This is a genomic window from Pseudomonas sp. 34 E 7 (genome assembly GCF_900005715.1).
Classification (GTDB): Bacteria; Pseudomonadota; Gammaproteobacteria; order Pseudomonadales; family Pseudomonadaceae; genus Aquipseudomonas; species Aquipseudomonas orientalis_A.
In genome coordinates, this window is sequence record NZ_CVTX01000093.1 from 22,511 (window position 1) to 45,672 (window position 23,162).

19 protein-coding genes are annotated in these 23,162 nt (G+C 54.1%); all 19 read left to right on the top strand.

Going from position 1 to position 23,162, the window contains the following annotated elements; genetic code table 11:
- Nucleotides 1–16 precede the first annotated feature (16 nt).
- Nucleotides 17–1,357 carry an MFS transporter gene (locus tag BFP96_RS06205; RefSeq protein ID WP_065892874.1) on the top strand — a complete coding sequence of 447 codons (1,341 nt, stop codon included), beginning with the start codon at nt 17–19 and terminating at the stop codon, nt 1,355–1,357.
- A 186-nt stretch (nt 1,358–1,543) separates the two neighbouring features.
- A complete protein-coding gene (locus BFP96_RS06210; RefSeq protein WP_065935834.1) occupies nt 1,544–3,322 on the top strand; it encodes an acetolactate synthase catalytic subunit in 1,779 nt (592 codons plus the stop codon).
- On the top strand, nt 3,319–4,071 hold the full coding sequence (locus tag BFP96_RS06215; protein WP_065896210.1) for an SDR family oxidoreductase: 753 nt from the start codon (nt 3,319–3,321) through the stop codon (nt 4,069–4,071). The genes BFP96_RS06210 and BFP96_RS06215 overlap by 4 nt, the downstream gene beginning before the upstream one ends.
- A gap of 47 nt (nt 4,072–4,118) precedes the next feature.
- Nucleotides 4,119–5,015, top strand: a complete 897-nt coding sequence (dapA, locus tag BFP96_RS06220; RefSeq protein ID WP_017138682.1) for a 4-hydroxy-tetrahydrodipicolinate synthase — start codon at nt 4,119–4,121, stop codon at nt 5,013–5,015.
- A gap of 19 nt (nt 5,016–5,034) precedes the next feature.
- Entirely contained in the window at nt 5,035–5,352 is a 318-nt protein-coding gene (locus BFP96_RS06225; protein ID WP_017138683.1) for an NIPSNAP family protein, read from the top strand.
- A gap of 56 nt (nt 5,353–5,408) precedes the next feature.
- Nucleotides 5,409–6,374 (top strand): VOC family protein, encoded by a 966-nt coding sequence (locus tag BFP96_RS06230; protein WP_017138684.1) that lies wholly within the window; start codon nt 5,409–5,411, stop codon nt 6,372–6,374.
- A gap of 65 nt (nt 6,375–6,439) precedes the next feature.
- Nucleotides 6,440–7,558: an alcohol dehydrogenase catalytic domain-containing protein gene (locus tag BFP96_RS06235; RefSeq protein ID WP_065892871.1), complete on the top strand. Its 1,119-nt coding sequence runs from the start codon at nt 6,440–6,442 to the stop codon at nt 7,556–7,558.
- A 271-nt stretch (nt 7,559–7,829) separates the two neighbouring features.
- Nucleotides 7,830–8,777, top strand: a complete 948-nt coding sequence (locus BFP96_RS06240; RefSeq protein WP_065896227.1) for a 3-carboxyethylcatechol 2,3-dioxygenase — start codon at nt 7,830–7,832, stop codon at nt 8,775–8,777.
- 72 nt (nt 8,778–8,849) lie between these two features.
- Nucleotides 8,850–9,719, top strand: a complete 870-nt coding sequence (locus BFP96_RS06245) for an alpha/beta fold hydrolase (protein WP_017138687.1) — start codon at nt 8,850–8,852, stop codon at nt 9,717–9,719.
- A gap of 113 nt (nt 9,720–9,832) precedes the next feature.
- Complete coding sequence (mhpD, locus tag BFP96_RS06250) at nt 9,833–10,627, top strand: 2-keto-4-pentenoate hydratase (RefSeq protein WP_065935835.1); 795 nt, start codon at nt 9,833–9,835, stop codon at nt 10,625–10,627.
- Nucleotides 10,628–10,652: 25 nt separating this feature from the next.
- Nucleotides 10,653–11,588: an acetaldehyde dehydrogenase (acetylating) gene (locus BFP96_RS06255; RefSeq protein ID WP_065935836.1), complete on the top strand. Its 936-nt coding sequence runs from the start codon at nt 10,653–10,655 to the stop codon at nt 11,586–11,588.
- Nucleotides 11,589–11,598: 10 nt separating this feature from the next.
- Nucleotides 11,599–12,618, top strand: coding sequence for a 4-hydroxy-2-oxovalerate aldolase (gene dmpG / locus BFP96_RS06260; RefSeq protein ID WP_065896206.1), 1,020 nt, complete (start codon nt 11,599–11,601; stop codon nt 12,616–12,618).
- Nucleotides 12,619–12,795: 177 nt separating this feature from the next.
- Nucleotides 12,796–14,055 carry a 3-(3-hydroxy-phenyl)propionate transporter MhpT gene (gene mhpT, locus BFP96_RS06265; RefSeq protein ID WP_065935837.1) on the top strand — a complete coding sequence of 420 codons (1,260 nt, stop codon included), beginning with the start codon at nt 12,796–12,798 and terminating at the stop codon, nt 14,053–14,055.
- 153 nt (nt 14,056–14,208) lie between these two features.
- A complete protein-coding gene (locus BFP96_RS06270) occupies nt 14,209–15,963 on the top strand; it encodes an FAD-dependent monooxygenase (protein WP_058422020.1) in 1,755 nt (584 codons plus the stop codon).
- A 90-nt stretch (nt 15,964–16,053) separates the two neighbouring features.
- Nucleotides 16,054–17,634: an aldehyde dehydrogenase (NADP(+)) gene (locus BFP96_RS06275; protein ID WP_065935844.1), complete on the top strand. Its 1,581-nt coding sequence runs from the start codon at nt 16,054–16,056 to the stop codon at nt 17,632–17,634.
- 256 nt (nt 17,635–17,890) lie between these two features.
- The gene (locus BFP96_RS06280) at nt 17,891–18,589 is read left to right on the top strand and encodes a pirin family protein (RefSeq protein WP_017138694.1); all 699 of its coding nucleotides are present in this window, start codon (nt 17,891–17,893) and stop codon (nt 18,587–18,589) included.
- 535 nt (nt 18,590–19,124) lie between these two features.
- Nucleotides 19,125–20,246 (top strand): Re/Si-specific NAD(P)(+) transhydrogenase subunit alpha, encoded by a 1,122-nt coding sequence (locus tag BFP96_RS06285; protein ID WP_065935838.1) that lies wholly within the window; start codon nt 19,125–19,127, stop codon nt 20,244–20,246.
- Between the two features lie 15 nt (nt 20,247–20,261).
- Nucleotides 20,262–20,582 (top strand): NAD(P) transhydrogenase subunit alpha, encoded by a 321-nt coding sequence (locus BFP96_RS06290; protein WP_003220416.1) that lies wholly within the window; start codon nt 20,262–20,264, stop codon nt 20,580–20,582.
- Nucleotides 20,582–22,018: an NAD(P)(+) transhydrogenase (Re/Si-specific) subunit beta gene (locus BFP96_RS06295; RefSeq protein ID WP_065935839.1), complete on the top strand. Its 1,437-nt coding sequence runs from the start codon at nt 20,582–20,584 to the stop codon at nt 22,016–22,018. Before BFP96_RS06290 ends, BFP96_RS06295 begins: the two co-directional genes overlap by 1 nt.
- Nucleotides 22,019–23,162: the final 1,144 nt, after the last annotated feature.

The following is a 23,162-nucleotide window of genomic DNA, read 5'->3' on the forward strand; positions in this document are numbered from 1 at the left end:
ATAAGTGGAGAAGGTTATGACCGTGTCAACTGAGCTGCAGCTTGAAATAGCGATCAAGCGCAAAACCGCTTACCGCAAAATTTGGTGGCGCATAATACCTTTCTTGTTTATCTGCTACGGCGTGGCCTTCATTGATCGAATCAATCTAGGCTTCACCAAGCTGCAGATGAGTGAGGAGCTTGGCATCAATGCTACGTGGTTCGGGATTGCAGCCGGTGCTTTCTTCATTACCTATGCATTGTGTGAAATGCCGAGTAATGCACTGTTAGCTCGATGGGGCGCCAGACGGACTTTTTTGCGCATCATGTTCTTGTGGGGGCTAGCGACGGTCGCCACTGCATTTGTTACCAGCGTTTCTCACCTCATCACCCTGCGTCTGCTGCTGGGAGCTTTTGAGGCGGGCTTTCTACCCGGCATCATTCTCTATCTGACGTTCTGGTTTCCTTCATCTATGAGGGCTCGTGTCACGGCAGTTATTTTTGTTGCCAACGCAGTAGCTGGCTCTATTGCGTCTCCATTAAGCGGTTGGATCATCACTTATATGGACGGGGTGGGAGGGCTATCAGGATGGAAATGGGTGTTCGTCGTCGAAGGTGCGCCGGCTTGCTTGCTGGGTATCCTATGTTTTTTCGTACTGCGTGATCGCCCCGACGACGCGACCTGGTTGACGGATGATGAAAAACGACTGGTGAAGGAAGACCTGGCAAAGGACGAAATCCCTGAGGAGCAGCACTCCAAGGGCGTTATGAGGAACATTCTTTGTAACCCCGTTAACTATTTAGTGGCTTACCTGTTCTTTACCGCGGCATGCAGCAACTACCTGTTGTTTTTTTGGCTTCCCACGATCGTTAAGGACTCTGGTGTGAACTCCCTTGTGGATGTCGGTTTCCTGTCTGCGATTCCCCTGCTTTTCGGATTTGTGGGGGCTATCGCACTAAGCTGGAGCTCAGACGTGTTACGTGAGCGACGGTGGCATCTCGTGTTTTGCTTTGGTTTGATCAGCTTTGGTTTAGTGGCAGGAACCATCGCTCAAACGCTTCCCTGGATGCTGTTCTTCTTCGCCGTGGCGAGTTTCGGCACGGGGGCGAGCGGGCCTTTGATTTGGTCACTACCGCCTGGATATCTGGATCGTAAATCGGCCCCATTAGGGATCGCATTCATCAGCACGCTGGGTAACGTCGCAGGCTTCGTTAGTCCTCCGATTCTGGGCTACATCAAGACCGTAACCGGGAGCTTGAACCTTGGAATTATCGGCATCGCGATGTTGGGGCTGACCGGCGCGGTGCTCACGCTATTTGCACTGTCCCCGGCAGTGGTGAGGGTCAAGAAATCTATCGACTCGCCTTCTGTTGTTTGATAGTCACACCGGAAGTATATATCTAACAATTCGATGGTTTTGGCGGCAACGTATTCAGTTATTAGCACGTACCAAGCATTGACTCGCTAACCGCATAGGCTTAGCTTACATGCTAGCATTCCAATAAAAAGGTTCGTCTACGCGGACCGCACAAATGCCTTAGGGCAATGCACTCAGGAGGTCGAAGTGAAACAATCCCAAGAAGCGGATAAGTCTCAAGCTGCCGCAACAGAATCCAACACCACTGCCGCTCACGTCCTTGCCGCTGCACTGCGCCGTCATGATGTCACTCATGTGTTCGGTCAAGCCATTCCTGCCGCTTTCTTCGTTATTGCTCATGAATATGGTATCCGTCAGGTTGGTTACCGTACCGAAAACGCAGGCGGTGCAATGGCTGATGCCTATGCTCGTGTGAGTGGCAAAGTGGGTGTAGTGGCTGCGCAAAATGGTCCGGCAGCGACCCTATTGGTCGCGCCATTGGCGGAAGCATTGAAGGCATCAGTTCCAATGGTGGCGATCGTTCAGGACGTGCCTATGGGCATGACTGACCGCAACGCGTTTCAGGAGTTTGACCACGTCAGCCTTTTTCAGTCTTGTGCAAAATGGGTTAGACGTCTGACAGAGGTCAGCAGACTGGACGATTACATTGACCAGGCTTTCACTGCTGCATCCAGCGGCCGACCAGGGCCAGCTGTGCTTATTTTGCCAATGGATCTGCTGCGCAAGCCTGCTACATCCAGCCCGGCGCGCACCTCCAATCTTGGGCATTTCCCACTGGATCGCTTCGCTCCATCGCCGGAGGCTGTACAGCACGTTGCCAAGCTGATCGCAGGCGCCAAGCGACCGATTATCGTAGCCGGTGGTGGTGTGCATCTCTCTGGAGCGACGGCTAGTATCAATCGCTTGAGCGAGCTGTGCGGTATTCCCGTTGCCACAACCAATATGGGCAAGGGGACAGTCGACGAAACCGGCCCGCTGTCTCTGGGCGTCTTTGGCAACTGCATGGGGCCTGGCACACCCGGTCATGAGCTCGGCCACCATCTGACTGACGCCGACCTGATTCTGCTGGTTGGTACTCGTACCAATCAAAATGGGACGGACACTTGGAAAATTGTTCCAAACGGCGCGACGATCGTCCACATCGATATCGACCCGATGGAAATCGGGCGCAACTATGATTCTGTGCGCTTATTGGGCGATGCGCGACTCACCGTTGATTCGCTCATCCAGGCATTGGCTTCGCATGACTTTAGTCATGGTGCTCAACGGACTGCAGCGGTCAAAGCGGAAATCGAAGCTGCTCGACCGCAAGTGCGAGAAGCACGTGCTGCGATAGGTAGTGGTCGCAATGGCGCGCTTCGACCGGAGGCGTTGATGGCGGAACTGGACAAGATTCTGCGCCCAGATGACATCGTGGTGGCAGACGCGAGCTACTCCACCAACTGGGTCACCAGCTTCCTCACGTCTCGCCGTGCAGGATCTCGCTTTCTGACTCCACGAGGACTCGCAGGTTTGGGCTGGGGTTATCCAATGGCGCTGGGGGCTAAGGTAGCGCATCCGAATGCACGAGTGATCGCCCTTGAGGGCGATGGTGGATTCGGTCACTGCTGGTCGGAGCTTGAGACAGCACGGCGCATGAATATTCCAGTGGTTCTCATTGTTTTGAATAACAGCATTCTGGGTTATGAACTTCATGCCGAGCATGTCCATTACGGTGTGCACAGTGACGCCTGCCGATTCCAAGCGGTAGACCATGCGGGTATTGCGCGGGCTGTTGGCTGCTGGGCCGAAACTGTAAGTGATCCTGCTGAAATGGCGGGTGCACTGGAGCGTGCATTCGCCGCCGGTGTTCCTGCTTTGCTGGACGTCATGATTGATCCCAACGCGTTCCCGCCGCTTTCGCTTTTCTGCGGTGACGTGAATCCAGGAAGCGATGAGTTCCTGGAAGTCGGGGGTGTGTCATGAGCAACACGAATCGAACTGTTTGCTGGGTAACGGGGGCGTCGAGCGGAATCGGTCTTGCAATAGCGGAAGCACTTGTACAAGACGGGCATTTTGTTGTGATTTCTGCCAGGGGTGAAGCAGCGCTTGCGCAAGCGCTAGAACGCTTGCACACCCTAAGTCCGAACGCTGCTGCTGTAAGCGTTGATGTGACATCTTTCGATGCGGTTCGTAGTGCTGTAGCCCAAATCGAATCTGACTACGGGCCGGTAAGTATCCTAGTGGCGAATGCTGGGATGAACGTGGCGGCTCGCGCATGGGGAGAGCTCTCCAGTTCAGATTTCGATCAGGTCACGCAGATCAATTTGAACGGCGTCTACTACACGATCGACGCGGTGCTCCCATCGATGCGAGCGCTTAAGAGCGGGTTGGTAATCAACATCGCCTCGTGGGCCGGTCGGTTCGTGTCGGCCAAGCCAGGACCTTCCTATAGCGCGGCCAAGGCAGCGGTGATCGCGTTGACCACCAGCCTCAATGCCTCTGAATACCAACACGGTATCCGAGCCTGTGCGCTGTCTCCTGCAGAAGTCGCAACGCCTGCCATGTCGCGTCGCAAAGTGCCACCCACCGAGGCGGCTTTGTCGAAGATGCTCAAACCTGAGGATATCGCCGCTGCGGTCAGGTTTGTCGCCAGTATGCCCCGTCATGTCTGTGTTAATGAGTTGGTAATTTCACCGGTTTGGAACGGGGCCTATGGCGCCCCGCAGCTCTAGGTGTACTTGACGGATTGCAGTGCAATTCAGTTCTGAAGAGGTATGTGATGGTTAGCCTGGCAGGCAGTATCGTTGCTGTTGTTACACCGATGCTTGAGAACGGAGGCGTCGACTACGAGTCCCTCGCGCGGCTTATCGAATGGCATATCGCCGAAGGAACACATGGCCTTTGCGTCGTGGGCACTACCGGCGAGTCCGCCATGCTTTCCGTCGAGGAGCACATTGAGGTATGTGCCTTCGCGGTTCGCCAGGTGGCTAGTCGCGTACCTGTTATCGCAGGGGCAGGTGCGAACTCAACCAGCGAAGCTATTGAGTTGACGGCGCTCGCTAAGAAGATTGGTGCGGACGCTGCGCTACATGTAGCTCCTTACTACGTTCGTCCTACGCAGGAAGGCATGTTTCAACATTTTCGAGCCGTCGCTCAGGCAGTAGACCTTCCTATTGTGCTCTACAACGTCCCTGCGCGAACCGGGGTAGATATTGGGGTTGAGCTAACTCTGAAGCTTGCATGTGAGCCAAGCATTATTGGTATCAAGGATGCTACCGGCAGTATCGAGAGGGCTTCTGAAATTCTTCGCTATAGACCTAGCGGCTTTAGCTTGTATTCAGGTGATGACCCTACAGCTGTGGCGCTAATGCTACTTGGAGGGGAGGGGACGATAAGCGTTACTGCGAACGTTGCCCCCCGTCTAATGGCTCAGCTCTGTGAGCGCGCATTGGCAGGAGAGGCAAAAGCAGCGTCGGCGCTTAACTTGCAACTGATGCCTCTTCACCAAGCACTGTTCATCGAGAGCAGCCCATCGCCGACGAAATGGGCCCTTGGGGAGCTAGGCCTAATCAAGCCCCACTGCCGACTACCGCTGGTTCCGCTTTCTGAAAAGGCAAGGCCGGTTCTCGCATCCGCGATGCGAGATGCCGGGATCGTGAAAGTTAATCACACCTAATTTAACAAGGATTTAGCCAATGATCGTAGAAATGCGGACTTACACGCTTTTGCCCGGAAAACTTCGTGAATGGTTACCGTTTTTTGAAAAAGAGCGCTTTCCAATTCAGAAAAAACATTTAGGCAATCTGGTGGGTTACTACACGACTGACACGGGTGAACTCAATCAAATCGTGCAGCTCTGGGCGTACGAAAATTACGCTGATCGTGAAGCCCGTCGTAAGGCGCTCTGGTCTGATCCAGAGTGGACGGATCCATCCAAATCGACCATCAGCGTGATGCAGAAGCAAGAAAGCAAAATCCTGCTGCCCACTGCATTTTCCCCATCTCATTTCTAAACGAGGCGACTCGCTATAGCGGTAAGTGCATCAGCGACGACAGAGGATATGCAGTAATGACGCTTAAAGCTCTGGGTTATTTGGGAGTCGATACTACCGACTCCTCCGGTTGGAAGGATTATGGCTCTCGCTTTCTTGGGCTCCAGCTCACCGAAACGGTGAGTGATGGTATGTCCTTCAGGATGGATGACCGTAAGCAACGGTTGACCGTCAACGAAGCGAACCGCAACGGTCTTGGCTTCATGGGGTGGGAGGTTGCCGACGCTGCGGCTCTGGATCAATTTGCAGTGCGTTTGGAGCGGGCACAGGTACGCGTCAATCGCGGGTCGCGCTCGCTTTGTGAGCAAAGGCAGGTTCGGGACTTGATTGTTTTTTCAGATCCCATTGGCAATCGCATTGAGGTCTATCACGGATTGGCTGAGGCAGGAACGCCCTTCATTCCAGGACGTACGATGCAAGGTTTCCGGACTGGGGACATGGGCATTGGCCATGTGGTCCTCACCGTACCAAGCGCCAAGGATATTTTGCCGTTTTACCGTGACCTTTTGGGTTTTCATCTGAGTGACTATTTCGAGCGACCGTTCAAGGCGATCTTCCTGCATCTAAACCAACGTCACCATAGTCTGGCAATTCTGGAAACGGGCAAGGTTGGTATCCACCACCTCATGTTTGAAACCTTGAGTCTTGATGACGTCGGACAGGCCTACGACTTGGCGTTGGTGGATGAAGGGCGAATTGCAACGACGTTGGGAAGGCATACGAACGATCAGGTGGTTTCATTCTATGCAAAGAGCCCATCCGGGTTTCTGGTTGAGTGCGGTTGGGGCGGGCTGGTTATTGATCCCGAAACGTGGGAGCCCTATGAAGTCGTCCACGGGCCCAGTTTCTGGGGGCATGACCGCAACTGGCTGCCTCCAGAAGGCCAGGAAGAGGCTAGACGTATCAGGATGGCCGCCGCTCAAGATGGTGCACGTGCCAACGTAAACGTAATTGAAGGGTTGTACAACGCGACGCGAAAGTGATCCGTGTCAGCGTGCAGCATGAGTAAAAAATAACTCCGCTATCAATAACAAAATGGAGAATTCAAATGACTAATAAAATGCGTGCCGCTCGGCTTCACGATATCGGTTCCCCGATGAGTGTGGACGAAATCGATATTCCTACTCCTGACAGCGATGAAGTGCTTGTACGAGTAGAGTCGTGTGGTGTCGTGCCCAACCTTGGGAACGTGATCAAGAACTATCCAACCTGGTTTCCAGATCTGCCGCTGCCGAAGTTACCTGCCATTTTCGGTTTGGACCCTGCCGGTACCGTTGTCGGGGTCGGAAAACGCGTTTTCAACTTTAAAGAGGGCGATAGGGTTTATGTAAATCCGGCTCGGTTCTGTGGCACATGCCGCTGCTGCCGCAAGGGTGATCCCCTGAGCTGCGAGCGCTTCGGCTACTCGGGTTATTTCGGTTTTTCGCCCGAGGCGAATGATCTTTTGAAGCACTACCCCTACGGTGGCTTCTCGCAGTTTATGACAGCTCCCCAATATAGCCTTGTGAAGCTGCCAGATAATGTAACGTTCGATCAGGCGGCGCGGTTCGGGTATCTGGGAACGGCGTACGCTGCTCTTAAGCGTGGTAAAGCGGGCCCTGGTATGACTGTGTTGGTCAACGGTGCAAGCGGGACTCTTGGTCTTGGCGCTGTGCTATTGGCGCTAGCGCTTGGCGTCACTCGTATCTTTGCTGTCGCCAGGGATAAGGCGCTTCTGGAGCAAGTTCGCCAGTTAGCCCCTCAGCGAATCGAAACATTCTCAACGTCTGACGGCAACTCCTTGTCAGAGTGGGCCTTTTCTAATACCAACGGAGCAGGGGTTGATCTCGTTGTCGACACCTTGGGGCCGGGAGCGCCTGCAAGCGCAGTCACTGATGCGATCGATTGCCTGCATCGTGGTGCGCAAGCTGTGCATGTGGGTGGTGTGTCTGAGTTGGTTCCGATGAATCTGTTCAAGCTAATGGCAGCCCAGGTTCAGTGGCTGGGTTCTAACTGGTTCACAGCCGGCCAGGGACAGGATATTGCTGACATGGCGGAGCGAGGCGTTCTCGATCTGTCGGTATTCGAGACGACTGGTTTTGGGCTGAGCCGCATCAACGAAGCCTTGGATTCCATAGCCGGGCGACATGGTGGATTCACTAATTTCGTTATAAACCCGCAAGCGTAAGTGCGCTCCCTACGGCCGATTCAACATCGGCCGCAGGGATTCCAGAACAATCATTGACGAGAAAATGCCAGCGCCTCAGGTTAATATTGTTCTTGCATGCTAGTATGTGAGTAGGCATGATGATTTCACCAACAACAAAAGCGTACGCATGACGACGAGCGCTACTCGCCCTTTTTAGGGTATCGATGCAGCCTTCACTGCATTCGACTTGGGCCGTCGTTAGTGTGCCGAAAACCTTCGGGTTTTTTAGCGCATGACAAGGTGCATGGCTATGAGCGTTTTCCTCCACTGTCTGTCACACACACCTCTGGTCGGCTTAGTCGACCCTTCCCCCGATGTTCTGGCAGAAATTAATGCCGAGATTAATTCGGCCCGTCAGCAGATCGAAGCTTTCGATCCTGAACTTGTAATCCTGTTTGCTCCTGACCATTACAACGGTTTCTTTTACGACATCATGCCGTCCTTTTGCATCGGTACTGCTGCAGAAGCCATCGGCGATTTTGGATCTGCTGCGGGTGTCATCTCAGTGCCAGCTCGGGAAGCTGAGGAACTCGCTTTTGCGGTGTTAGCTGCGGGAGTAGATGCTGCAGTTTCTTATCGCATGCAGGTCGATCACGGTTTCGCCCAACCACTCGATTTTCTGCTAGGCGGGTTAGATCGGTATCCCACGATTCCGATTTTCATCAATTGCCTTGCGCGCCCCATGCCGAGTTTTCAGCGGGTTCGAATGTTCGGTGAAGCAGTGGGGGCTTATGCCGCCAAAACCGACAAGCGTGTTCTGTTTCTGGGATCTGGCGGTTTGTCTCATCAGCCCCCGGTACCCGAGCTGGCAACTGCAAACTCGCACTTACGAGAGCGTTTGTTAGGTGGAGGCAGGAACCTGCCGCTAGATGAGCGGGAGGCGCGCACGCAGCGGGTTATCAACGCGGCCCTGCTCTTTATCGATGATCAGAATTCCCTGCATCCGCTAAACCCGACATGGGATCGCTATTTTCTCGACACCCTTCAAGCCGGCGATTTGCATGAGCTTGATGGCATCGGTGATGACGAACTCTCAGCCATAGCGGGCAAATCCACTCACGAGGTCAAAGCCTGGGTGGCTGCATTCGCCGCCATGACGGCTTATGGCTCTTATCAAACGAGTAACCGCTATTACCGACCGATCCCAGAGTGGATTGCGGGCTTCGGTGCTTTGAGCGCTCGTCCAATCGCGGATTAAGCGAATTTGAGTTTTTTCCTCTCCTGCGTCTTATCGCAAGAGCCCATCTCCTGATCATATGAGGAAGAAGAGATGACGTCTGCCAAGCAAACCTTCACCAATGAAAACACCAGCAAACTGGTTCGCGTCAAAGAAGGCGAACATGAGTTTCAACTGCACTATAACGATGCTGGTGACGGGGCTGAAACAATCATCATGCTCCACGGCTCGGGTCCTGGCGCCAGCGGTTGGGCAAATTTCAATCGCAACATCGACACGTTTGTAGACGCAGGTTTTCGCGTCATTTTGATGGACTGTCCGGGCTGGAGCAAAAGCGATCCCGTGGTCTGCACTGGCTCACGCTCCCATCTTAATGCTGCTGCGCTTAAAGGGTTTGTCAACGCACTTGGGCTTGACCGCGTCCACCTGGTAGGCAATTCGATGGGTGGCCACACAGCAGTCGCTTTTGCGTTGGACAACCCTGAGCGGGTGGGCAAGTTGGTCTTGATGGGCGGTGGTACTGGTGGAGCGAGTTCCTTCGTGCCAATGCCCACAGAGGGCATCAAGCTGATCCAGAGCGTCTACCGCGAGCCCAATATCGAGAACCTCAAAAAAATGATGAAGGTGTTCGTCTACGACAGCAGTGCGCTGACTGACGAACTATTCCAAGGCCGCCTGGATAATATGCTGAGCCAGCGCGAGCACTTGGACAACTTTGTCAAAAGTATCGACGCAAACCCTAAGCAATTTCCAGACTTCGGCCATCGCCTTGGTGAAATCAAAGCCGAGACCTTCGTCATTTGGGGGCGTAACGATCGCTTCGTCCCGATGGATACCGGACTGCGCTTGATTGCTGGTATTTCGAACTCCGAATTGCACGTTTTCAACAACTGCGGGCACTGGGCGCAGTGGGAGCATGCTGACAAGTTCAACCGCATGGTTTTGGACTTCCTCACCCATTAATCGCTTACCTGGTGTCGGTGACTATGGTTCCTTCAGTCCCGACACCCAACACCCCGATGTCCCACACGCACAGCATCGGGTGATTCGTACAGCGCGCAATTACGAGGTGTCTTATGAATGTGCCCCAGCAGACTCTAGAGCAATTAGCGGGAGCTTTGCGCCAGGCTGAAAGCAGTGGTGAGGCAATTGAGCCTCTACGTGATCAGATTGGTCTTGATAACCGGGAAGCGGCGTACGCCATTCAGCGATTGAACGTGGCCCACGCCATTGCAGCTGGTCGGCGGGTCATCGGTCGCAAGATCGGCTTAACAAATAAACAGGTTCAGGCCCAGCTAGGGGTCGATCAACCCGACTTTGGCACGTTGTTCGCCGACATGTGTTATGGCGATAACGAAGTCGTTCCCTACGCAAGCCTACTGCAACCAAAAATTGAAGCTGAGATCGCTCTGGTTTTGGAGTCTGACCTGCCTCGAGTGGATACCACATTTGCGGATGTCCTGGCCGCTACCGGGTGGGTGCTTCCTGCGCTCGAAATTGTAGGTAGTCGTATTCAAGGCTGGAATATCCGCTTTGTCGACACGGTGGCTGACAACGCTTCAAGTGGATGTTTCGTATTGGGCGGCCCAGCACGGCGATTAGACGGTTTGGATTTGCGTGAAGCAGAAATGGAAATGACTAGAAATGGTGAGTCAGTTTCAGTAGGTAGCGGCGCGCAATGTCTCGGACATCCTTTGAATGCTGCGGTATGGCTAGCTCGCACTATGGCTCGACTTGGTGAGCCTTTGAAAGCAGGTGACATCATTCTTACGGGTGCCCTAGGGCCGATGGTGCAAGTGGCTGCCGGTGATCGGTTTGAAGCAACGATTAGCGGCATCGGAAAAGTCGCGGTGGAATTCAGCGCTGGTTGATTGCGCACCTGAGAGAGCAAAAAACATGAAAAAGCTCAAAGTAGCCATTGTCGGCTCCGGCAACATCGGCACGGATCTGATGATTAAGATCATGCGTAATGCGAAGTACCTGGAAATGGGCGCTATGGTAGGTATCGACCCTAATTCTGACGGCCTCGCTCGAGCGGCACGTCTAGGCGTCGCCATTACGCACGAGGGCGTAGAGGGCCTGACTAAGCTTCCGATATTTCCCGAGATCGACTTTGTCTTTGATGCGACGAGTGCCGGTGCTCACGTGAAGAACGATGCTTTCCTGCGTAGCATCAAGCCAGGTATCCGTTTGATCGACCTGACGCCTGCCGCCATCGGGCCCTATTGCATTCCCGTAGTGAACCTTGAACAGAACCTCAATGCGCTCAACGTCAACATGGTGACATGCGGCGGTCAGGCGACCATCCCGATGGTGGCGGCGGTTTCGCGAGTGGCAAAGGTTCACTACGCCGAGATCGTCGCATCTATCGCTAGCAAGTCCGCTGGGCCGGGTACGCGTGCGAACATTGATGAGTTCACTGAAACCACCTCTCAGGCTATCGAGGCTGTCGGTGGGGCCGCTCGCGGCAAGGCCATCATCGTAATGAACCCGGCAGAGCCGCCTTTGATGATGCGAGATACAGTGTTCGTTCTCTCGGAAGCCGCGGATAAAGCCCAGATCGAAGCGTCGGTTGAGGAGATGGTCGCTGCGGTACAAGCATACGTTCCCGGCTATCGCTTGAAGCAGAAGGTTCAGTTCGATGAGATTTCGGAACAGGCGCCGTTGAACATTCCTGGGCTAGGAAAATTTCACGGCCTCAAGATTTCCATTTTTCTGGAAGTCGAAGGCGCTGCGCATTACCTGCCGTCCTACGCGGGCAACCTCGACATCATGACATCCGCCGCGTTGGCAACTGCAGAGCGCATGGCCCATTCAATGACGAGCGTCTGAGGAATATTCAATGAGCATCGATCTGAATAAAAAACTCTACATATCTGACGTTACTCTGCGCGACGGCAGTCATGCGATTCGTCATCAGTACAGCATCCAGAATGTTCAGGACATTGCCCGGGCGCTGGATAAAGCCAAGGTCGACTCCATCGAGGTGGCGCACGGTGATGGTCTTCAGGGCTCAAGCTTTAACTATGGTTTTGCGGCGCACACCGATCTTGAGTGGATCGAGGCTGCAGCTGACGTCATCACCCACGCGAAGATCGCGACCCTGTTACTACCAGGCATCGGGACTGTCCATGATCTCAAAGCAGCCTACAACGCTGGCGCTCGTGTCGTTCGCGTGGCCACCCATTGCACCGAAGCGGATGTATCCAAGCAGCATATCGAGTTTGCGCGTGAGCTAGGGATGGATACCGTTGGGTTCCTTATGATGAGCCACATGATCGAGCCGGAAAAATTGGCCGAGCAGGCAAAGCTGATGGAAAGCTACGGTGCGACATGCGTTTACATGGCTGATTCCGGCGGTGCCATGAATATGCAGGATATCCGCGATCGGTTCCGTGCTTTCAAAGCAGTGCTCAAACCTGAGACTCACACCGGCATGCATGCTCACCATAACCTCTCACTGGGCGTAGCTAACTCCATTACCGCAGTGGAAGAGGGGTGTGACCGAATCGACGCCAGTCTTGCTGGTATGGGGGCAGGCGCAGGTAACGCGCCGTTAGAGGTTTTTATCGCGGCAGCTGAGCGATTGGGCTGGAACCATGGCACTGATCTGTACACCTTAATGGATGCTGCAGACGATATCGTCCGACCTCTACAAGACCGCCCAGTACGTGTCGACCGTGAGACTCTGGCTCTGGGCTATGCCGGGGTCTATTCCAGTTTCCTGCGACACGCCGAAGTGGCTGCCGCAAAGTATGGCTTGAAGACCATCGACATCCTGGTCGAGCTTGGCAAACGCCGTATGGTCGGCGGTCAGGAAGACATGATCGTCGATGTCGCTCTGGATCTCTTGAAGCGTTAAAAAACGGCCGCCTTTAAAGCGGCCTTTTGCTCAATGACAACAATAACAATTGGGTTACTGATATGAACGTCTGCCAATCATTCATTGGTGATAAAGACCGGCACCGCATTTTATTTCGACCGCGTCTTTGTCTCGTAAAAACAGCTGTGTCGGCTACATCGCACCGGAGGTTAGGTAATGTCTAATCTACCGAGTAACACAGCCCGCGGCGGGCTCGTCATCACCATTGCACTTTGCTTCATGGTTGCCCTAATGGAGGGTTTGGATCTTCAGGCTCCGGGGATTGCAGCCCAGGGAATGATGTCTGCATTTAGTATAGACAAGCTCCATATGGGCTGGGGTTTTAGTGCGGGTGTGATGGGAATGCTACCGGGTGCTTTTTTGGGCGGCCGGTTGGCGGATCGATATGGACGTAAGTATGTGCTCATGGCTTCTGTCGCCCTATTTGGTGTTTTTTCTTTGGTGACAGCAGAAGCGTGGGACTTCAACTCGCTCATTGCGGCGCGTTTTCTCACCGGTGCCGGTCTAGGAGCTTCTCTGCCCAATCTCATTGCATTGACCTCAGAGGTCGCTGGTCCCAAGTTTCGTGGCACCGCAGTGAGCATGATGTATTGCGGCGTACCCTTGGGGGCAGCCGGAGCTGCGCTGTTTGGCGTTAACGATTTTGGTTTAGGGTGGCAACTGGTCTTCTATGTCGGCGGTATCGTTCCTTTGTTGATCGTGCCTTTGCTAGGAGTTTACCTACCCGAATCGAAAGCTTTTTCTGGAACGATGCAGGATACGTTAAGGATTTCAACGCTGCTTTTTGCAAAGGGCAATGCTAAACCCACGTTACTGCTGTGGGCGAGCTTCTTCTTTACATTGATGGTGACGTACATCTTGATCAACTGGCTGCCGAGCCTTTTGGTTGCTCAGGGATTCTCGGGCAAAAATGCCAGTTGGGTTGTTCTCACGATGCAGCTTGGCGCCACAATCGGCACGCTGATGCTCGGTATGTTGATGGACAGAATGCCGACTTGGGTAATGTCACTCATCATCTATATAGGCATGCTCGTAGCGTTGATGGGGCTGTACGTATCCACTACGCTGATCGGAATGCTTGTGGCTGGTTTTCTTGCGGGTATTTTCACCACTGGAGGCCAAAGTGTGTTGTATGCCCTGGCACCTTTATTTTATCCCGTAAAGGGCAGAGCTACCGGCGTCGGGACCGCCGTGGCGATAGGCAGGCTAGGTGCAATGAGTGGGCCCTTGGTCGCTGGTAAAATGCTGGCTCTTGGCACTGGCACTGCCGGTGTGATGCTCTCCTGTGTGCCAGGGATAGTGGTGGCGGCTGTATCTCTTTGCTATTTGTCGGTGGTAAAAAGTGGTACATCATTCGCGACGCCGGACTCGGACACACCGGTCGTTCAATCATCAGAAACTCAGGCTCCTACCTAGATAAATCTAATTTACGATTAATACTCTTGCATGCTAGCATGCAAGAAATCAGCGCTCAGATTGATCGCTGCCAATCCTGAAGTCGATCCCAGGATTGGCCAGATGCTCTAGTCAGACAATAACTACAAGCCTGTCGTAATGGAGACAACAATAATGAACAATTCCCAGCACTTCGATACTGACGTTTTGGTTGTGGGAACAGGTCCTGCCGGCGCCACCACAGCACTCGCTCTAGCCACCTATGGAGTAAGAGTGCGAGTTGTCACCATGTTCAATTACTTGGCCAACTCCCCGCGTGCTCACATTACGAATCAACGGGCCATGGAGGTCTTCCGTGACCTGGGTGTTGAAGATGTAGTCAAGAAACACGCGACGCCGTGGGAGCTAATGGGAGACGCCCTAATCACCACCAGCTTGGCTGGTGAAGAGATCGCTCGGATGAGATCCTGGGGGTCAGGTGATGCACGCAAAGGCGATTACATCAAAGGCAGCCCATGCCCAATGGCTGATATCGTCCAACCGCTCATGGAACCTATTCTGGTTCAACACGCCGCTGAGCGTGGCGCGCAATTCTCGTTTAACACCGAGTACCTCAATCACGTCCAAGATGCGGACGGCGTTACGGTCACCCTCAAAGACCTACTCACGGAGCGCGAGTACACGATTCGTGTCCGTTACTTGGTGGGAGCGGATGGCGCGCGCTCGAAAATTGTCGAGCACATAGGCCTGCCTATCGAAGGGGAGATGGCTCGAGCAGGAACTGCCTATGTTGTTTTTAACGCTGATCTAAGCCGGTACGTTGCCCATCGCCCGAGTGTGCTGCAGTGGATTGCGAATCCTGTTGCTGGCTTTGGTGAGATTGGCATGGGCTTGCTTCGCGCGGTCAAGCCTTGGAGTCAATGGATCGCCGGTTGGGGCTTCGACATGGCGAAGGGCGAACCTGATTTTTCACCAGAACATGTTCTGCAGCGTATCCGTACTCTTGTGGGTGATCCTGAACTCGAAGTAGAGATAGTCAGGAACAGCACCTGGTACGTTAATCAGGCATACGCGTCCTTCTACTCCAACGGTCGGGTGCATTGCGGCGGTGATGCCGTGCATCGTCATCCGCCATCAAGCGGGTTGGGTTCGAATACTTCGGTGCAGGACGGCTTCAACCTTGCTTGGAAACTGGCTTACGTCATTAAGGGCTACGCGAATCAATCCCTGCTGGACTCCTACACTCTTGAGCGTCAACCCGTAGGAAAACAAATTGTCACGCGGGCCAACCAATCACGAGCGGATTACGGGCTTTTCAAAGAATGCTTCAAAATGAACCAGGGCGTGGACACCGTCGACAAATTGCTTAAGCGTATGCGCGAACCGACTGCGGAAGGCGCGAAAACTCGCGAGCTTCTTCAGAAGGCTCTCGAGCTCAAGGATTATGAGTTCAACGCTCAGGGCGTAGAGCTGAATCAACGCTATGAATCCGATGCAGTTGTTGTTGACGAGGCCGCCGGTGAAGAGGTTTGGGCTCAAGATAAACAACTCTTCCTGCAAGCGACTACTCGGCCTGGTGCGAAGATTCCCCATGCCTGGCTCGTCGATAAAAACGGACTGAGGACGTCAACACTTGACGTAACAGGCAAGGGCAAATTCTCTCTGGTCACCGGTCTTTCCGGTCAGGCCTGGGTCAGTGCAGCGAAGGAGCTCAATCTTCCCTACCTACGCACAGTCGTGACAGGTGAAAAGGGTACTGCTGACGCCTATTTCGATTGGCAGCGCGTGCGAGAGATTGACGAAGCTGGAGCGATCCTGGTTCGCCCTGATGGCTACATTGCATGGCGTCAATCGGAGGCAGTTTGGAGCGTTGAGGGGGCGATTACTCAACTTCAGGGTGCTTTGGAGAAAGTCCTGGGTACAGCCTGATTTTGAAGGGGCTTAGTGTGCCCCTTTTATCAGTTTTTCGCAGACCTAACGCTTAAGGCTGTCGCAAGAGGCAGTGAGGGGATCGATCATATGCAGCATATTGTTGGTAAGAACTTCATCGCAGGAAGTCGCAGTGGTATAGGCGCTGCTTCATTACGCAGTATCGAAGCAGCTACCGGTGAGGAATTGGATTGCGTTTTCTTCCAGGCAACACCTCAAGAGGTGGACGAAGCGGCCTGTGCAGCTCAGGATGCCTTTCCTATTTTTCGAAACCTTTTGCCATCTAGAAGGGCTGAGTTTTTAGAAGCAATCGCAGAAGAGCTCGATTTCCTGGACGATGACTTCATCTCCATCGTTAGCCGGGAAACGGCACTACCTGCGGCGCGAATCCAGGGCGAGCGAGCTCGTACGAGCAATCAAATGCGGATGTTCGCGAAACTTTTAGGTAGAGGCGATTACCTCGGGGCTCGTATTGATCGTGCTTTGCCAGAGCGCAAGCCCGCTCCTCGAGTTGACCTTCGTCAATATCGAATTGGGGTCGGACCCGTTGCGGTATTTGGAGCAAGTAACTTTCCACTGGCGTTCTCGACCGCCGGTGGTGATACCGCTGCAGCATTGGCAGCAGGTTGCCCGGTAATCGTAAAAGCTCACAGCGGACATATGGCCACGGCCGATCTTGTGGGATGCGCGATTGAGCGCGCGGCAAAGCGCACCGGAATGCCTCAAGGTGTTTTCAACATGATTTTCGGCTCAAGGGTCGGCGAAGCCCTGGTTAAGCACCCGGCTGTTCAAGCAGTTGGTTTTACGGGTTCACTGTCAGGTGGTACCGCACTCTGCAAGATTGCCTCTGAACGTGCCCAGCCTATTCCGGTGTTCGCCGAGATGTCGAGCATCAACCCTGTGTTCGTACTTCCTGAGGCACTTAAGATCCGTGGCGCAGCAATCGCCAATGAGCTTGGTGATTCAGTGACGCTGGGGGCAGGGCAGTTCTGCACTAATCCTGGTTTGGTTATCGGTTTGAAATCGCCAGAGTTCTCGCGCTTCATTGAGTATTTAGTACATCGGCTTAGCCAAGCTCCCGCCCAGACCATGCTTAACGCTGGAGGATTAAGCAGCTATAGCCAAGGCGTCCATAAGCTGCACGCCCACTCAGGAGTCACGCATCTTGCTGGTAGACCTCAAACCGCCGGTGTGGCTGAGACCCAACTTTTCAAGGCCGATGCGGCGCTGTTGATAGACGGCGATTCCTTACTTCAGGAAGAGGTATTTGGGCCGACCACTATATTGGTGGAAACTGCTAATAGTCATGAGCTGCGATCTGTCTTAAAAGCGATTCGGGGGCAACTAACAGCCACCCTGATCGCTGAAGGTTCTGACTTGTCAGAGCATGAGTGGTTGGTGCCAATGCTCGAAGAGAAGGTGGGGCGTATTCTTGTTAACGGCTATCCCACGGGAGTCGAGGTATGCGATGCGATGGTGCATGGCGGGCCATTCCCTGCTACATCAGATGCTCGGGGAACCTCAGTAGGGACGGCCGCCATAGATCGATTCCTGAGGCCAGTGTGCTATCAGAATTATCCAGATGCTCTTCTGCCTGACGCGCTAAAAAATGCGAATCCTTTGGGCATAAATCGTCTGGTCGATGGTGTTTGGTCATCTGCCGCAATCTAGAATTTTAAGCGTTTCTGAGCCCATAGGCACGCCTGATTACAAACTTGGCGTGCAGCGATTGGGCGCCATCCTTAAAGCAGATGACGAATACATGGTAGCCGACCGGTAGCGATCTTCCCGACCTCGACGCCATACGCGGCTTCACTTCATGAACTATCTAAAATACTGGACGAATTGGACACTAATTTGCACTTTTTTTAGTGTTTTTTTGAAAGGATGATGTCTGCCAATTCCAACCTGAACCCGGGGAAAAGACATGATAGAGCTGCGCCCATTTGATCAACTTGGTAGCGATCACCACGGGTGGCTGAACGCGAAACATCACTTTTCATTCGCGAGCTACTACGATCCTAATCGCATGAACTGGGGGCGCCTGCTTGTCTGGAACGACAACATAATTGCGCCCAATTCAGGCTTTCCTTCTCACCCCCACAAGGATATGGAAATCATAACCTACGTTAGCGAAGGGGCGATTACCCACCAGGACAACTTAGGTAACAGAGGGCGAACGGTTGCTGGAGACGTCCAGGTCATGAGTGCCGGCACTGGTATCGCCCATAGTGAATACAATCTTGAGCCAGGTGTCACCAAGACCTTCCAGATATGGATCCAGCCAGACCAGGCCGGTATGCCGCCATCTTGGGGGACACGTCCGTTTCCTAAGGGTGTTTCAGCAGGGCGTTTTGTGACCTTGGCCAGTGGGCTCGAAGGGGACGTAGACGCGTTGCCTATTCGCTGTAACGCGCGTCTTGTTGCAGCAACGCTGCAAGAGGGCCAGAGCGCCCGCTATGCAATCGACCCTCTTCGCTTAGCATATTTGGTCGTGGCCAAGGGCAGCATGAAGTTGAATGATAAAATTCTGAAGGAGGGCGATGGTGCGGCCGTTAGAGATGAAAGCCTGCTGGACTTCAATGCTCTTGAGCACAGCGAAGTCGTAATGGTGGACATTGCGTGAAATAGGTCGCCGCCGAAATCGTGTCATACAGGGTCAGCTTTTGTACTTGCATGCTAGAATATTAGTGGTGCATCATCACTGCGCATAAAAATAATAGATTGCATGAGAGATAGGCTGATCTGATCCTCCTTAGCTAAGGATTGTCTCACTCGCGGGACAACGGACTCGGTTCAGTACCCCACACAACTCCTGTGAGTGGATCGTCTTTTCATGCGTTTCAGAGAGAACCTAGAGCGCTCCAACTGCGCCGTACAAGGTGTCTACAGATGACGTCTCACAACGCTCGCTGCTTACTCACGACATTAGTAAAGTCCTCCACTGTGTATTCTGCTTTAGGGAACGCTGAGCCAGCGTTGCATAACCTCAGCACTTCGCACGAAAGGTCGATCGAGCAGCCCCCGCAAGCCCTCGAAAATATTTGCCTAGCCAGGCCTCTGCTTCCTCTCTAGTCCCGTTCACCTAAACCAGAAGATATCTACGCGGTGGCTGCTCATCCAGCCGCATGGTGCGTTCTTATCTTGGTATGGAGATATACGTGAAAATCGGTATTCCTCTCGAAACTCTGACGGGTGAAACGCGGGTGGCTGCCACCCCGGAAACCATCAAGAAGCTGATCGGCCAGGGCCATAAGGTCACTGTTCAAAGCGGCGCAGGTATCAAAGCCAGTATTGTCGACAGTGCCTATGAAGCGGCAGGCGCGGCCATTGGCAGTGCCGGCGATGCGTTTGGCGCCGAGCTGATTCTCAAGGTGGTTGCTCCCAGCGACAGCGAGCTCGCGCTGATCAAAAGCGGCACAGTGTTGGTGGGCATGCTCAATCCGTTCAGCAACGAAACCATTGCCAAGCTGGCAGAGCAGGGCATCACCGCTTTCGCACTCGAAGCCGCGCCACGTACTTCGCGGGCGCAGAGCCTGGATGTGCTGTCATCCCAGGCCAACATCGCCGGTTACAAAGCCGTGCTGCTGGCTGCGCATTACTACCCGCGCTTCATGCCGATGCTGATGACCGCTGCCGGCACTGTAAAAGCCGCGCGCGTACTGATTCTCGGCGCCGGCGTCGCAGGCCTGCAGGCCATTGCCACGGCGAAACGCCTGGGGGCGGTGATCGAAGCGTCCGACGTACGCCCTGCCGTCAAAGAGCAGATTGAATCCCTCGGCGCCAAGTTCGTCGACGTGCCTTACGAAACCGATGAAGAACGCGAATGCGCCGTCGGGGTCGGTGGCTATGCACGTCCAATGCCGACCAGCTGGATGCAGCGCCAGGCCCTGGCCGTGCACGAGCGCGCCAAGCAGGCCGACATCGTCATTACCACCGCCCTGATCCCCGGCCGAAAAGCGCCGACCCTGCTCAGCGCCGAAACCGTCGCACAGATGAAGCCCGGCTCAGTGGTCATCGACCTCGCCGCCGCCCAAGGTGGCAACTGCCCGCTGACCGTCGCCGACCAGGTGGTGGTGGAAAATGGCGTGATCATCTGCGGCCCGACCAACTTGGCCGGTGCCGTCGCTGCCGACGCGTCAGCTTTGTATGCGCGCAACCTGCTGGACTTCCTGAAGCTGGTCTTCACCAAGGAAGGGCAGTTTGAAATCAACCTCGAAGACGACATCGTCGCTGCGTGCCTGATGTGCCGCGACGGCCAAGTCATCCGCAAAAACGCCTAAGCAGGGATTCAGACGATGGAAGAGCTTATCTCCCCCGGTATCTACAACCTGATCATCTTTGTGCTGGCGATTTATGTCGGTTACCACGTGGTCTGGAACGTAACGCCCGCACTGCACACGCCATTGATGGCGGTGACCAACGCCATTTCCGCGATCGTGATCGTCGGCGCCATGCTCGCCGCAGCCCTCACCGTCACACCACTGGGCAAGACCATGGGCACGCTGGCCGTGGCACTGGCAGCAGTGAACGTATTCGGTGGCTTCCTGGTCACCCGCCGCATGCTTGAGATGTTCAAGAAGAAAGCCCCGAAAGCAAAAGAAGAGGCGCCGAAGTAATGAGCATGAATCTGGTAACGACGCTCTACCTGATCGCGTCGATCTGTTTCATCCAGGCCCTCAAAGGCCTGTCACATCCGACCACGTCGCGGCGCGGCAACCTGTTCGGGATGCTCGGCATGGCGCTGGCGGTACTTACCACGGTGGGCCTCATCTATAAGCTGGGCGCTGAGCTCGCCACCGCCGGCATCGGCTATGTGATCGTCGGCCTGCTGATCGGCGGCACCGCCGGTTCGATCATGGCCAAGCGCGTAGAAATGACCAAGATGCCGGAGCTGGTGGCGTTCATGCACAGCATGATCGGTCTGGCCGCCGTGTTTATTGCGATTGCCGCGGTGGTCGAGCCGCAATCCCTGGGCATCGTCAAACACCTGGGCGACTCGATTCCAGCCGGTAATCGCCTGGAGCTGTTTCTCGGCGCGGCCATCGGCGCAATTACGTTCTCCGGCTCGGTGATCGCGTTCGGCAAACTGTCGGGCAAGTACAAGTTCCGTCTGTTCCAAGGCGCACCGGTACAGTTCGGCGGCCAGCACAAGCTGAACCTGGTGCTCGGCCTCGCAACACTTGGCCTAGGCCTGGCGTTCATGTTCACCGGCAACCTCACTGCCTTTGCCCTGATGCTGGCCCTGGCCTTCGTGCTTGGCGTGCTGATCATCATCCCGATCGGCGGCGCGGACATGCCGGTGGTGGTGTCGATGCTCAACAGCTACTCCGGCTGGGCAGCGGCGGGCATCGGCTTCTCGCTGAACAACTCGATGTTGATCATCGCCGGCTCCCTGGTGGGCTCCAGCGGCGCAATCCTCTCGTACATTATGTGCAAGGCGATGAACCGCTCCTTCTTTAACGTACTGCTCGGCGGTTTCGGCAATGCGCCGGATGCCGGCGCGGCGGCGGGCTCGAAAGAAGCGCGCCCGGTGAAATCCGGTTCGGCCGACGACGCCACCTTCCTGCTGACCAACGCCGACACCTTGATCATTGTGCCGGGCTACGGCCTGGCAGTGGCGCGAGCGCAACACGCACTCAAGGAACTGACCGAGAAGCTGACCCATCGCGGCGTCACCGTGAAATACGCGATTCACCCAGTGGCGGGCCGTATGCCTGGGCACATGAACGTACTGCTCGCCGAGGCGGAGGTGCCTTACGACCAAGTGTTCGAGATGGAAGACATCAACTCCGAGTTCGGCCAGGCCGATGTGGTGCTGGTGCTTGGCGCGAACGACGTGGTCAACCCGGCCGCCAAAAACGACCCGAACTCGCCGATTGCCGGCATGCCGATCCTGGAAGCGTTCAAGGCCAAGACTATCATCGTCAACAAGCGCTCGATGGCCAGTGGTTATGCCGGTTTGGATAACGAACTGTTCTACCTAGACAAGACCATGATGGTTTTCGGTGACGCCAAGAAGGTCATCGAAGATATGGTTAAGGCAGTCGATTGAAACTAATGGCCAAGGATGGCCATCATCCTAACGCCTGCGCACTGAAGACGCGCGCGGCGTCAGAAAACAATTAATGTTCTGGTCATGTGCTCTAGTAGTTGTGGAAAAAATAATAGCGCCTTTAGCTTCCTAAGCAAGAGTGAGAAAATAATGAAAATAAAATCTCTTCAGTTGAGCATTATGTTTTACGCAGGGGCTGCCATTCTCTCCGTAGTGGCAGTATTAGTGCTATATGCGCTAATCTCTGGAGAGAAAACCCAGAACTGGATCGGTGATAAAACCCGAGAGGTTTTGGGGGGGGAGGTTAAAGAGCACTTGGTAGGCCTTTCAAAGTATCAGGTTAGCGAAATTCAGAGGCAGTTGGATCAGCCAATTGCGGTCGCAAAAAATCTTGCAAGAGCCAATGTTTTGGCTGCATCCAAGCCTGATGGTGATCGTGACGCCGAAGGGAAGTTGCTCAGTGATCTTGCCCTTGATGCGCTCGTTCAAAACCCACAACTTGTGACTACCTACATAGCCTGGGAACCAGAAGGTATTTTTGAAAAAACTGCTAATAGCGGTTTGACCGAGCAAGAGCGCTTCTTGCCCTTGTGGTTTCGCGCTGAAGGCGGCAAATACACTCTGTCAAAGCTATATGCTATGGAAAGTGAGGCTCTGCTACCTACGGGGGTAAGAGAGGGCGAGTTTTATTTGTGTCCAAAGGAAAGTCGCTCTGCCTGTGCAACCGATCCTGTAATTTATACTATCAACGGAAAATCAGTACAGTTGACTGCGTTTACCGCTCCGATTCTCGTAAAGGATAAATTCAAAGGTATTGCTGGTGCATCGCTAGATTTGGAGTTCGTCCAAAAAATCCTCGAAAAAGCAAATCGTGAGCTGTATGGAGGGGTGGGTGACATGGCCCTGGTTTCCGGCAACGGCCGTTTCGTAGCGTACACTGGGGATGCTAGTCAAGTAGGGAAATCTGCTAGCGAAGCCTTCGGGAAAGAATTGGTTAGCTCATTTTCAACGCTAAGCACTTCAGACGAAAGTTATAGTCTTGATCAACGAGGCATGATTCAGCTGGCAATTCGTTTTGCCGTTGCCAACACAGCTACGAAGTGGACACTATTGGTGCGACTTCCAGAAAGTGTAGTTTTCAAGA

Coding starts and splice junctions, on each gene's coding strand:
- BFP96_RS06230 (WP_017138684.1), top strand. CDS start 5,409: ATGACGCTTAAAGCTCTGGGTTATTTGGGAGTCGATACTACCGACTCC.
- BFP96_RS06290 (WP_003220416.1), top strand. CDS start 20,262: ATGGAAGAGCTTATCTCCCCCGGTATCTACAACCTGATCATCTTTGTG.
- mhpT (WP_065935837.1), top strand. CDS start 12,796: ATGTCTAATCTACCGAGTAACACAGCCCGCGGCGGGCTCGTCATCACC.
- BFP96_RS06295 (WP_065935839.1), top strand. CDS start 20,582: ATGAGCATGAATCTGGTAACGACGCTCTACCTGATCGCGTCGATCTGT.
- BFP96_RS06235 (WP_065892871.1), top strand. CDS start 6,440: ATGACTAATAAAATGCGTGCCGCTCGGCTTCACGATATCGGTTCCCCG.
- BFP96_RS06205 (WP_065892874.1), top strand. CDS start 17: ATGACCGTGTCAACTGAGCTGCAGCTTGAAATAGCGATCAAGCGCAAA.
- BFP96_RS06215 (WP_065896210.1), top strand. CDS start 3,319: ATGAGCAACACGAATCGAACTGTTTGCTGGGTAACGGGGGCGTCGAGC.
- BFP96_RS06225 (WP_017138683.1), top strand. CDS start 5,035: ATGATCGTAGAAATGCGGACTTACACGCTTTTGCCCGGAAAACTTCGT.
- BFP96_RS06280 (WP_017138694.1), top strand. CDS start 17,891: ATGATAGAGCTGCGCCCATTTGATCAACTTGGTAGCGATCACCACGGG.
- BFP96_RS06255 (WP_065935836.1), top strand. CDS start 10,653: ATGAAAAAGCTCAAAGTAGCCATTGTCGGCTCCGGCAACATCGGCACG.
- BFP96_RS06245 (WP_017138687.1), top strand. CDS start 8,850: ATGACGTCTGCCAAGCAAACCTTCACCAATGAAAACACCAGCAAACTG.
- BFP96_RS06240 (WP_065896227.1), top strand. CDS start 7,830: ATGAGCGTTTTCCTCCACTGTCTGTCACACACACCTCTGGTCGGCTTA.
- mhpD (WP_065935835.1), top strand. CDS start 9,833: ATGAATGTGCCCCAGCAGACTCTAGAGCAATTAGCGGGAGCTTTGCGC.
- BFP96_RS06270 (WP_058422020.1), top strand. CDS start 14,209: ATGAACAATTCCCAGCACTTCGATACTGACGTTTTGGTTGTGGGAACA.
- dapA (WP_017138682.1), top strand. CDS start 4,119: ATGGTTAGCCTGGCAGGCAGTATCGTTGCTGTTGTTACACCGATGCTT.
- BFP96_RS06275 (WP_065935844.1), top strand. CDS start 16,054: ATGCAGCATATTGTTGGTAAGAACTTCATCGCAGGAAGTCGCAGTGGT.
- dmpG (WP_065896206.1), top strand. CDS start 11,599: ATGAGCATCGATCTGAATAAAAAACTCTACATATCTGACGTTACTCTG.